Origin of the sequence: Nesterenkonia alkaliphila (assembly GCF_009758175.1) — a bacterium.
Lineage (GTDB): Bacteria > Actinomycetota > Actinomycetes > Actinomycetales > Micrococcaceae > Nesterenkonia > Nesterenkonia alkaliphila.
Genome location: NZ_WRPM01000075.1, coordinates 1 through 11,746, shown reverse-complemented (window position 1 = coordinate 11,746; position 11,746 = coordinate 1). Strand labels below are relative to the sequence as shown.

Annotated in this window: 8 protein-coding genes and 1 pseudogene; 6 read left to right on the top strand and 3 right to left on the bottom strand. The window is 67.2% G+C overall.

From position 1 onward, the window contains the following. Positions 1–338 precede the first annotated feature (338 nt). The 3 genes from GNZ21_RS10940 to GNZ21_RS10930 form a co-directional block, all read right to left on the bottom strand. Positions 339–1,163 (bottom strand): SDR family oxidoreductase, encoded by an 825-nt coding sequence (locus GNZ21_RS10940; RefSeq protein ID WP_157324251.1) that lies wholly within the window; start codon positions 1,161–1,163, stop codon positions 339–341. 73 nt (positions 1,164–1,236) lie between these two features. Further along, on the bottom strand, positions 1,237–1,809 hold the full coding sequence (locus GNZ21_RS10935) for a GrpB family protein (protein ID WP_229659621.1): 573 nt from the start codon (positions 1,807–1,809) through the stop codon (positions 1,237–1,239). Positions 1,810–1,954: 145 nt separating this feature from the next. Beyond that, complete coding sequence (locus GNZ21_RS10930) at positions 1,955–2,806, bottom strand: AraC family transcriptional regulator (RefSeq protein ID WP_188503845.1); 852 nt, start codon at positions 2,804–2,806, stop codon at positions 1,955–1,957. Between the two features lie 287 nt (positions 2,807–3,093). Here GNZ21_RS10930 and GNZ21_RS10925 point away from each other — a divergent pair, with 287 nt between their 5' ends. From GNZ21_RS10925 to GNZ21_RS10900, 6 genes and pseudogenes are all read left to right on the top strand, one after another. After that, a complete protein-coding gene (locus GNZ21_RS10925) occupies positions 3,094–3,699 on the top strand; it encodes a recombinase family protein (RefSeq protein ID WP_188503846.1) in 606 nt (201 codons plus the stop codon). Between the two features lie 7 nt (positions 3,700–3,706). Next, the gene (locus GNZ21_RS10920; RefSeq protein ID WP_157324247.1) at positions 3,707–5,101 is read left to right on the top strand and encodes a Mu transposase C-terminal domain-containing protein; all 1,395 of its coding nucleotides are present in this window, start codon (positions 3,707–3,709) and stop codon (positions 5,099–5,101) included. Then, complete coding sequence (locus tag GNZ21_RS10915) at positions 5,098–5,913, top strand: AAA family ATPase (RefSeq protein WP_188503847.1); 816 nt, start codon at positions 5,098–5,100, stop codon at positions 5,911–5,913. The genes GNZ21_RS10920 and GNZ21_RS10915 overlap by 4 nt, the downstream gene beginning before the upstream one ends. Positions 5,914–6,451: 538 nt before the next feature. Next, a complete protein-coding gene (locus tag GNZ21_RS10910; protein ID WP_157324244.1) occupies positions 6,452–7,705 on the top strand; it encodes a DUF6361 family protein in 1,254 nt (417 codons plus the stop codon). Further along, on the top strand, positions 7,705–9,612 hold the full coding sequence (locus tag GNZ21_RS10905; RefSeq protein WP_157324242.1) for a phospholipase D family protein: 1,908 nt from the start codon (positions 7,705–7,707) through the stop codon (positions 9,610–9,612). The genes GNZ21_RS10910 and GNZ21_RS10905 overlap by 1 nt, the downstream gene beginning before the upstream one ends. After that, positions 9,609–11,746 (top strand): annotated as a pseudogene (locus GNZ21_RS10900) (helicase); the annotation flags it as partial. The gene GNZ21_RS10905 and the pseudogene GNZ21_RS10900, both read left to right, overlap by 4 nt.

The following is an 11,746-nucleotide window of genomic DNA, read 5'->3' as shown; positions in this document are numbered from 1 at the left end:
ACCCGCCGAGCACGAGCGAAACTCACCGAAATGGCAAGCTAAATCAGAGACGGACCACTAGCTCGTTGTCCACCGCTGCCTCCCCTTTGAGAACAGGACTACTGAGCAAGAAAGGCTTTAGTGCACACGGGTACTGAACGACTAGATTGCAATAACCGATTTCTCCGAGACCTTTGGTCCTGGCGTGCAGAGCACTTATGAAACTGACAATCCCTGTCAGTTGTGGAATCCCCCGGTGGACGTTCCTCGACTGACACAAGGCGAGGGGGAGTCGAAAGAGCTGTTCCGGAGACGCCATCGACCATCCCCTCGGGTCGGGATCCGCGTGTCGGAGGGCGTTACGGTCCACGCGGTCTCCAGCGTCCGAATCCTCCCTCGGTGTTGAGCACTTGACCGGTCATCCATTCGGCTTCCTCGGTGAGCAGCCAGGTGATCAACCGAGCCGGATCGTCGGGCTGACCGTAGCGGCCGAACGGGAACATCGGTGAGACCGTCTCCCACATGTCCTCAGTGAGATAGCCGGTGTCGACGGGCCCAGGGTTGACAGCGTTGACACGGATCCCTCGATCGGCCAGTTGCTCCGAGATCGTGAGTGTGGCCCCTGCGATGGCAGCTTTCGCCGCGGCATAGGGCACACCCGGCATCGGGCCCAGTTCCTGGCCGGAGCTCAAGAACACGATCGAACCCCTTGTGCCGTGTTCATGATGACGGGCAAAGGCCTGGGTCAACAGGATCGACGCCCGAGCATCGACCGCCCAATGTCGGTCGAGGTCTTCTGCTGTCAGTTCGTCCAGCTCGCCGTCAGCACCGGTCAGGGCTTGGTTGCAGACCAAGCCATCGAGGCTGCCGAACTCGCTGATGACCGCAGCCACCAGCTCTCCGGCGGCGTCCGGGACCGTGAGGTCAGCGTGCTTGTCGGCCAGCTGCGCGCCGGGCATCACATGTTCACGCACCCCCGCGAGCACAGCATCAAGATCGTCACGGCCCCACTCCTGATCATCATCATGGGGCACATAGTGGTGGCAGAAAACGTTCGCCCCGTACGCTGCAGCCCGGCAAGCGATGGCGTAACCGATGCCTGCCCTGCGACTCACCCCGGTCACGAGAACGTTTTTACCGCTCAGGGGCAGAGAGTCGCGAGAGAGAACGTCAGGACCAACCATGCCTCCAGTCAAACACGAATCCTGACGTCATCTCGCTCGGCCCGCGCCTCGGTCGCCAGGAGTCAGCGGAGCCTCAGCGGGCAGAAGACGAAGTACCGGCGCGCCACGCTCTGGCCCGGTCAAGAATCTCAAGCACAACCTCCGTCTTAGCCTCCGCGTAGTGGTTCATATCGCTCCAGCGCTGCGTGGCAAGCTGCCTCTTCGTCTTGGCATAGAGTTCACGGTCGCCCTCATCGATACGAAGCCAGTCGCGCAGATCGAGGAGGTTCTTCACCTCAGCGTCGGTGGGTTCGTACACGTGCAGGTGGACGTCCTGTTCTGGCGTCCGCAACATCCGGTGGCCTGGCTCTCGGACCCGGAGCACGAAGCCGATCGACTCCAGTGCCGGCAGGTACGCCGTCTCGTCGGTGACATCGTCCACAGTGACAAGCATGTCCACGATGGGCTTGGCCGCCAGCCCAGGAACTGAGGTCGATCCGATGTGTTCAACATCGAGCGCGTGTCCATCCAGCGCCTGGCGAACACGCTCAGCCGTGTGATGGAAGCGCAGTGCCCATCGCTCGTCGTAGTCCACGACGCTGATCGGCCCAGGCTCGAGACCGCCGATGAGCGTCTGATCCAGGTACGCATCGTCGTTCTGTTCCATCATTCGATGATCCCACCGATCTTCTGTTGCAGGGGTCGCGATGTCCGACCGGTCGACAACATGTTCTTCAATCGGACGGAGCGGACTGCACTCCGAAACAGGCGGAGCGCAGTCCGCTCCCATGACCTTCCGAGGTGTGACGGTTCTACTCTGGTTCGATGGGGATCCACAGTTGTCCGCGAACGACGTCACCGGCGTCCGTGTCTTCGACGCTCAGCAGCTGGGGTCCTGGGGCCCAGCGGTAGGGGTTCGCCGGGAACCATTCGGTGCCGGCGGTCTTCCAGAGCTGCTGCATTGACTCGGGAAATACCCCCTCGCCGGTGAAGACAACCCATTGGCCGGCAGGGACTTCCAACGAGTCGAAGCCCTCGGGGGTTTCGGCTGTGGTGGCGACGGCATGCCAGTAGTCGACCTCGGTGTCTTCGCCCTGCTCGTCGAGGTAGGCAGTAACACCAAGGATGCCGACGGGGTCGACATTCGAGATTCCTTCTAGCTTCTCGGACGCTGCGGGGTCGATACTTTCTTCGAACCGCTCCATAGTCTCGTTACGCCCCAGAGCCACCAGCGGCACCCGAGCCCTGAACCCGACCACCCGGAAGGCGTCCTTGTTTACGATGCGGTATTCCACGTCTGTACTCCCTTCAATCGTCAGATGGAACTTCAGCTGAGATTGGGAGTGCAGCACAGTGCCAGGCCAGCGTGCCCGCGACGGCGTGAGTCCGTGCATGGCTTTGAAGGCGCGGGTGAACGCATCGTCGGAGCCGTAGCCGTATGCGATCGCCACATCAAGCACCGATCGCCCAGCAAGGATCTCGGCCGCTGCTACGGTCAGTCTGCGTTTACGGATGTACTCCGATAGAGGCATCCCAGCCAAAGTCGCGAACATCCTTCGGAAGTGATATTCCGAGGTCATCGCGATGCGGGCAAGCTCCCCTCCGGAGATCTCCTCGGTCAGGTTGGCCTCGATGTGGTCCATCGCCGCATTCCACTCACGCACTGCTACCTCCCAATCCGTTCTCAACGCTACGGACTGACCGAAGCGCCCACCCGACAAGCGATGCCCGAAACGGTCGCCGCCCAGACTGAAGTTGGTCCAGGTGCGAGGCGTGCCCCGTCACTGCCGGGGGGTGTCACAACAGGAACCGGCAACTGACACAGAATAAATGCGCCTGGCCGATGTTTTGTGAAGGCGACTATTGAACATAATGACAGGTTGTGCAGAGGACTCCTGACAATCAAATTTCAGAAGCTGGCTGCACAACCCGCGCCACGACTGGTGTCGAAGTGCAGTCGCCTTCTGAAACTGACATTGGCTATGCCCGTGTCTCCACCGACGAACAGGACCTCACCGCACAGCGGGACGGTCTCGCCGCCCTTGGTGTCGAGTCCAAGCGCATCTATGTCGACCACGGGCTCACCGGCCGCAATGCCGACCGGGACGGGTTGCGGCAGGCGCTGGCAGCGTGTCGTGACGGTGACACCTTTGTGGTCACCAAGCTGGATCGGCTGGCACGGTCTGTGCGTGATGCCCATCAGATCGCTGATGACCTCGCGGCACGGGAAGTGAAGCTGAGCATCGCCGGGTCGGTGTACGATCCGACCGACCCGATGGGCAAACTGTTGTTCAATGTGCTGGCGATGGTCGCCGAGTTCGAAGCCGACCTTATCCGCGCCCGAACTCGGGAGGGCATGAAGGTTGCCAGAAGCAAGGGCCGGCTGCGCGGGAAGTCTCCAAAGCTCAATCCCCGCCAGGAGGCTCACCTCGTCCAGCTGCACGCCGCCAACGAGCACACCATCGGCGAGCTAGCCGAGCTGTTCAGCGTGGGCCGCTCCACGGTCTACCGCGCGCTCGAACGCGCCAGGCGCAGCCGCGAGAATGCCGTGCAGTAGGTATGTGATGGACGCTCAGCAGCGGTGGCGGATTCTTCGGCTCCACGTCGAGGACGACGTACCGCTGGCGCGCCTCGCCCGCGAGACCAGCGTCGGGCTGCGCACTTTGGAGCGCTGGCACGCCCGCTACCGCGCCGACGGCTACGCCGGACTGGAGAGGAAGCCACGCACGGACGCAGGCACTCATCGCCTCTCCGGCGAGGTCATCCGCGTAATTGAGGGCCTCGCGCTGACCAAGCCTCGGCCCACGATTGCCACGATCCATCGCAAGGTCACCGCAATCTGCGAGAGCCGGGGATGGCCGGTCCCGTCCTACGCGGTGGTATGGGGCATCGTGCGGACCCTGGATCCCGGCATGGTCACCCTCGCCCTGGAAGGTGCGACGTCCTACCGCGACAAGCACGAGCTGGTGCTACGCCGGCAAGCAGAGCTGCCCAACGCGATGTGGCAATCCGATCACACCATGCTCGACATCCTGGTGGTGGGCACCGACGGCAAGCCCGCACGGCCATGGCTCACGACCATCCTCGATGACTACTCCCGGGCGGTCTGCGGCTACACAGTCTTCCTGGGCGCACCGTCGGCGATGAACACCGCCCTGGCGCTGCGCCAAGCGATCTGGCACAAGACCGACCCGGCCTGGCCGATGTGCGGCCTGCCCGACGTGCTCTACGTCGACCACGGCAGCGACTTCACCAGTGACCAGCTCGCCCACACCGCCGTCGACCTCCACATCCGACTGATCCACTCCACCGTCGCCCGACCCCAGGGACGGGGCAAGATCGAGCGGTTCTTCGGCACCATCAACACCGAGCTACTCGCCACCCTGCCCGGACACATCACCGAAGGGCACCCCTGGCCGACACCGAAACTGTCCCTGGCCGCCCTCGATAGCGCCCTGGAGGCGTTCGTGGCCACCTACAACGACCGCACGCACAGCGAGCTCGGAACCTCCCCGCGCAGCGCGTGGATCGCCGATGGCTGGCTGCCCCGAATGCCCGAGAGCCTGGAAGACCTCGACAGACTGCTGTTGACCGTCGCCAAGACCCGCGTCGTGCGCCGCGATGGCATCCGCTTCCAGGGCCTGCGCTACGTCTCCCCGACGCTGGCCGGCTACGTGGGGCGGTCGGTCGTGATCCGCTATGACCCGCGCGACATCACCGAGATCCGCGTCTTCGATCACGACGAGTTCGTCTGTAAAGCCGTCAACCAGGAGCATCACGACGAGAAGGTCAGCCTGAAAGAGATCCAAGCTGCGCGTAACGCCCGCCGCCGGGCGCTACGGGCCAGCATCAATGAACGCATCGCCACCGTACCAACGCACACCGCTGAGAAGCTGCCGGCGACTCGGGAGCCTTCGCCAAAGCCAGCGCTGAAGGTCTACAAGGAGGACCTCAGGTGAGCCAGCGCTTCATCGTGACCAAGGAGCACCGCCGCTTCACCGAGTTCGCCGACGCCGTGCGCCGCGGGCAGACTATCGGCCTGTGTTTTGGACCGGCAGGGGTCGGCAAGACGCTCTCTGCCCGCCGCTATGCACACTACGAAAAAGCACACGAGCTACTGACTTACTGGGGGCCGCGCTCCGACAACGACGCCAAGATCTACGCTGCCCTGGCCAGGAGCCGCACCGTGTTCTATACCCCCAGCGTGCTGACTACTCCGCGGAACCTGAAGGACGAGCTCAACCAGGCCATCACTCGCACAAACATCTGCATCGAGCAGCACCTCGAGCCACCCGGTCACGACGCGCACACGCGGGGCTGGCGGCACGGCAAGAACTACGTGGAGTTGATCATCGTCGATGAAGCCGAACGACTCCGACCCGCCGCACTGGAACTGCTGCGCGATCGCTACGATCGCGACGACATCGCCCTGATCCTGATCGGCATGCCTGGGCTAGAGAAGCAGTTCAGCCACTACCCCCAGTTCTACAGCCGGGTCGGCTTCGCCCACCAATACCGTCCCCTGGGCCAGGACGAGCTGCTGTTCGTTCTGCAAAGACATTGGCGCTCCCTCGGCAAGTCCCTCGACCCCGAGGATTTCACCGATGCCCAAGCCATCGCCGCCATCGCTCGTGTCACCCGCGGCAACTTCCGGCTGCTTGAACGCCTCTTCCCCCAAATTCAGCGCGTACTCAGGATCAACGAACTCGACACCATCACCAACGACGTCATCGAAGCCGCCCAGAGCACTCTGGTCATCGGAGTCACCTAACCCGCCACTGAGTCTATGAAGAACCCCGCCGTTTAGCGCACAAAGTCACACCCCGAGGGACCATCTCCTGGTGTCCATCTGGGTGCACCCTATCGGACGTGTTTAAGCTCGGTGTGGACTCGTAGCGAGTGAGGATGAGCGAGTTTGGCAGTTGGCTACCCAAGCGCTTTCAAGTTGGGAGACTGCTGCGTCATCGGGGCGGCGAGGCGCGCTGCCACAGGGTATCGAGAGAGGTAGGGACTGGTGCACGATCAGGTGACAGTCGGGGTATCAGGCCGCGAGGCTCACGGTCGGGTTCATGATGGTCTCGTACTCGATGGGGGTCAATCGGCCCAGGCCGTCCTGACGTCGGCATCCACAGCGGAAGCTATACCTTGGCGCAGCGATGACACCCTCGGCTCCTGTTCATATCCATTCCTCGACCGGCTATCGAGTTGGAGTGAATCTAGCGAGTTCGGCCGACAATCCACCGCCTTCGCCAGCCACCGAGAGGCCGTTTCCGCTCTCAGCACCGCTGCGCCATTGTACCATGGACACCATGCCCTCCACCTTCGCCTGGCTCGCCGTCGATGCCGAGCAGCGGCGCCGGATGATGGAGGCGGTCGAGCAGTTCCGTGACGAGACCACGGTTGACGACCTGGGCGTGGGCGGAATCCGGGATGCGTTCTCGGACTCCCTGTTCCCCGGCACCTCCACCCTCCATACGCGGCTGCGCTACGTCCTGTTCATCCCGTGGCTGATGCAGGAGGCCGCGAGACGCTCGACGGTCTCCGAGATGGCCACCAGGTACCACGACCTCGAGCGCGACTTCATCGGCGCCCTCGAACGCGGCACCGGGGAGGGCGAGACCGGCATCATCGGCCGTCGGGCGGGCAGGACCCTCCAGCGCGTGCCGTCGGTGCTCTACAGCGGCATGCTCGCGCAGTGGGGGATCCTCGAGCGCGGGCTCACCTCCCGCGAGTTCTTCACCCGCATCGAGGCGGGCCGCCGCCTGGATGCCGAGGCGCCTCGGGCCGAGGACGGCGGCCTGGGCACCGAGCGCATCCCGGACGGCCTCGACCCGGCGCTCCCGGCCCCGCCGGAGCGGCTGCTGACGAGCGCGGACTTCCGCCTACGGCCCGGCGAGGTCGCCTACCTCGAGGAGGCGATCACCCGCACCAACCCCGGCACGCTCCTGGCCCGGCTGGTGCAGGAGCGACCGGCCGGCTGGATCGATCGCGAGAGCGCGCCACGGTCCCCGTGGGCGCCCGAGGTGCGGGACCTGCTCCACGCGGAGGCCAACGGGGCTCTTCGCTCCCTGCTCGATCTCGCCGAGCGCTTCAGCCTCCAGGCGCACGGGGCCGGCCTGCTCTACAACCTGATGCTCGCCGAGGCGACCGCCTCCGACCCCTCGCGCTTCCGCGACGACCGCGTGGCGCACTACCGCGACCGCCTGCAGGACTGGGCGGAGGAGGCGGCGGCGACCCGACCGTTCGGGCGGGAGGACCTTCTCGCCCTGGGCCAGCTGATGGCCGCCCGCCGCCGCACCTTCACGGACAGGACGCGCCGCTTCCTGGAGCAGTGGTGCGAGGAGTCCCGCGCCCCGCATGCGGTGGCGGACTCCGCGAGCGCGCGAGAGCTGGTCGTGCGGCGCGAGCTCGCCGTGAAGAAGGGCCGGGCGCGCCTGCGGCCGGGGAACCTCAAGGCGCTGAACGCCTGGAGCGGCGCCTCGGGGGCGGCCCGGTTGCACTTCCGCTGGGCGAACGTCACCACGCTGCTCCAGGACCTCTACGACGGGGAGGAGAGCTCCTGATGCTCGAGCCGGATACGAGCGTGCTGCTCACCGATGCGCTGAGGCCGCCGCCGGGGCACGAGGTGGACGTCGCCGTCACCACCACCTACTCGCTGAACCTCACGGCGATGCTGATCGCCCCGATGACCTTCGCCCTCGCCTCGATGGACGAGACGACGCGGATCGACGACGGCGACCCGGCGCAGCTGCTCGACGCGGTGCAACGGTTCATGGGCCGCACCACCGTGTTCTGCCAAGCCGCGGGGATCCACGTGCCCCGCTCGCACAGCCGGATCCACACCTTCCTCGAGGGTTCCCTGCACGAGGTGGAGGCGCCGCGGGAGGGTGCCCTGTTCCATCCCAAGCTCTGGGCGATCCGCTACCGGCGCGCGCACGACGGCGCCCTCTTCCACCGCGTCGTGGTCGGCAGCCGCAACCTCACCCTGGACAGCTCCTGGGACACGGCCCTCGTGCTCGACGAGAGCGCCGACGGCGCGATCGACGCGACCCCGGCCGCGACCGCCGTCGAGGCAGTGACGGGCATGGTCCTCGACCCCTTGGCAGGAGCCCGACAGGACGAGATCCTCGACCTCGCCCGCACGCTCCGGGACGTGCGGCTCGAGGCCCCGGAGCCGTTTACCGGCGGCCGGCTGCTCGCGCTGGGCCTGGGCGAGCAGCCGTCGCCCTGGCCGTTCCCGGAGCGCGCCCGGAAGGTGCTCGCGATCAGCCCGTTCCTCTCCGCGCACACCCTCGCGAGGCTCCGCACCGGCGCGCCGGAGGCCACGCTGCTCACCCGCGCTCCCGCGGCGGACCTGCTGGGTGGCAGCACGCTGAGCGGCTGGGAGGTCACCGTCCTCGACCCCGCCGTGGACGGCACCATGGAGGAGAGCGCCGCGGCCGAGGACGCCGCCGCCGACGGCACGGTCTCCGCCGATGACGGCACGGTCCTCGCGTCCGATGACGATATGGTCCCCGCCCCGTCGGCGCTGCTGGACCTCTCGGGGCTGCACGCCAAGACGGTGGTGGCCGACGGCGAGGACGGCCGCTCCGTGGTGGTGACCGGCAGCGCCAACCTCACCGCGCAGGCCTGGGGCGGCAACGTCGAGTTCGACGCCGTGCTGACCGGCCCCACCCGTGCCTGCGGCGTCGACGCGGTGCTCGACGGCCCCGGCGCGGGCATCGGACTGCGCACGCTGATGGAGCCTTACTCCCCGGCGCTGGACGCGACCGAGGATCCGTCGCTGGACACCGGCTATGCGCTGGAGACGCTGCACCGCGACCTCGCACGGTCCGTCCCGCGGCCCCGCCTGGACCTCACCCGCACCGGCGAGGACACCGTCACCGCGAGACTCACCCTGGAGCTGCCGGAGCACCTGCCGGGGGAGACGACCATCTGGCCGCTCACCGCACCGCGCCTTCGGCGTCCGCTCGCGCAGTCCACCACCTGGGAGCTCTCCCTCGACGAGATCACGCCCTTTCTCGCCGTGGAGTCCGTGGACGGCGAGGGACCGGCCCGCGCCACGCGGCGCTGCCTGCTCAAGGTCCCGCTCATCGGGGACGTGATCGACCGCGAGCAGCGGGCGCTCGCCACGATGCTGAACAGCCGCGACCGGGTGCTGCGCTACCTCGCGCTGCTGCTGGGCCTCGATGATCCAGCCAGCGCTCCCGCGCAGGAGGCGCAGCTCGAGTCCCTCACCACCGTGACCGACGGCGCCTCCGCGGCGGATCGTCCGCACGCCGCGCCCCCGATCGTGCTGTTTGAACCGCTGGTGCGCGCGGCGGGCAACGACATCGACCGCATCCTCTCGGTGCGGAAGCAGGTCGAGGCCGTCCTCGAGCTCCCGAAGTCCGATGAGCTGATCCCGCCGGACTTCCTGAAGCTCTGGGACACGGTGCTCAAGTTCTCGCTGAGCAGGAGGACGCCATGAGTCCGTCGGCCCCCACCCCGCGACTCGACCCCGACGCCCTCCTCGCGGGGCTCAAGCCCTTCCAGCGCGCCACCGTCGAGCACGCGTTCCGCCGGCTCTGGACGGATGAGGACTCCGTCAGCCGCTTCCTCGTCGCCGACGAGGTGGGGCTCGGCAAGACCCTCATCGCCAAGGGCGTCGCCGCCCGCGCGATCGCGCACCTGCGCGAGACCACCGATCGCACGGTGACGATCGTGTACATCTGCTCCAACAGCCAGATCGCCGGCCAGAACCTGGACCGCCTGCGTGAGCTCACCGGCGGTGAGGCGCAGCGGAACGCCGACCGCATCACGATGCTCCCGCAGACGATGGGCTCTGCCCCACCCGGCGGCGTCGACCTCATCGCCTTCACCCCCGGCACCTCCCTGCGGCTCGGCGACGCGACGGGCCGCGTCGGCGAACGCGTGCTGCTGCACTGGATGCTCAGCCACAGCATCGACCGCCTCTGGCTGACGCAGCCCCGGATCGTCGACTACTTCCGCGACGCCGTCGGATTTCGGAGGTTCGCCGACAGGCTGGAGTGGGGCTGGAGCCGCCCTGCACTCGATGCCGGCCTCGTCGACGAGTTCACCCACACCCTCCGCACCGATGCCGGCCCCTTCGGCGGCACCCTGCTCAGCGACCTCTTCGACGAGCTCGGTCAGTGGCTCGGCAGCGAGGAGGTGACGCACGAGATGTGGTGGCGGCGCCGCCGTATGATCGGCGCGCTGCGCATGGTCATGGCCCAGACCGCCGTGACCCGCCTCGCCCCGGACCTCGTGATCCTCGATGAGTTCCAGCGCTTCAAGGATCTCTTCCCCGGCGCCCGTAGCACGGGGGACGAGCACTACTCGGATGCGCAGCAGCTCGCGCAGAAGATCATCGATCATCGTTCGGCGAAGTCGCTCGTGCTCTCCGCCACCCCGTACAAGATGTTCACCCTGCCCGATGAGCTCGACGCCGAGGACCACCACCAGGACTTCCACGACACCATCGCCTTCCTCGCCGGCCCCGACCGCGCAGACCGCGTGCGGGAGCATCTCGCCTACGTGCGCGAGGGCATGCTCCAGGGCACCGACGAGGGCACGCGCCGCGCCGAGGAGGCGACGGCCCGGGCACAGGGCGAGCTCCAGCGAGTCATGTCCCGCACCGAACGGCTCGGCTCCACCGCGGTGGCCGACGGGATGCTGCGCGAGATGGAGATGCCCTCCCTCGAGCTGCGGCCCGGCGACCTCGAGGTGTGGACCGCGGCCGACGCGATCGGCCGCCGCGCCCACGGCATGGACATGTTCGAGTTCTGGCGCTCGAGCCCCTTCCCGGTGAACCTCATGGACCCATCGGCCTACGTGGCCCAGCGCCGCACCCTCGACCTCGCCCACGAGGGCGACGAGGACCTCGCGGCGCTGCTGCACCTACACCGACGCGGCCTGCTCTCCTGGGACGACGTGCACCGGTTCCGCGAGATCGACCCCGGCAACCCCAAGCTCCGCGCCATGATCGACGCCGCCATGGAGCGCGGCGTGTGGAAGCTCGCCTGGCTCCCGCCCTCCCTGCCGTACACCACCCCGGGCGGCCCCTTCGCGACCGAGGGCGCGCGCAGCTTCACCAAACGCCTGGTGTTCTCCGCCTGGAGCGTGGTGCCGAAGGCGATCTCCGCCCTGTTCAGCTACGAGACGGACCGACGTCTCAGCGCCTTCGCCCCCGGGCAGGGGAGGGGCGGCCCGGCGCTGTACGACGGGCCGCGCGCCTCGCCGCTGCTGCGCTTCGCCGTCGCCGACGGGAAGCTGATGAACCTGCCGCACCTGGCGCTGCTCCACCCCTCCGTCGCGCTCGCCGAGCTCGGGGACCCGCTCGCGATCGCCCGGGAGACCGGTGAGCAGCTCCCGCTGGAGCGTGAGCGGCTGCTGGAGGTGGTGACCGGCAGGATCCAGCAGCGCCTGGACGCGCTCGAGCTGCCCGTGCAGGACACGAAGGGGCAGACCGCCGGCTGGTACGGCGTGGCCCCCTACCTCCTCGACGGCGCACTGGGGCTCGAGGACCTCGGCCTGCACGGCAGCGGCGAAGGCGCGGACGGGGAGGACGAGACCGTCAACCGCTTCCGCGACCACGTCGACTT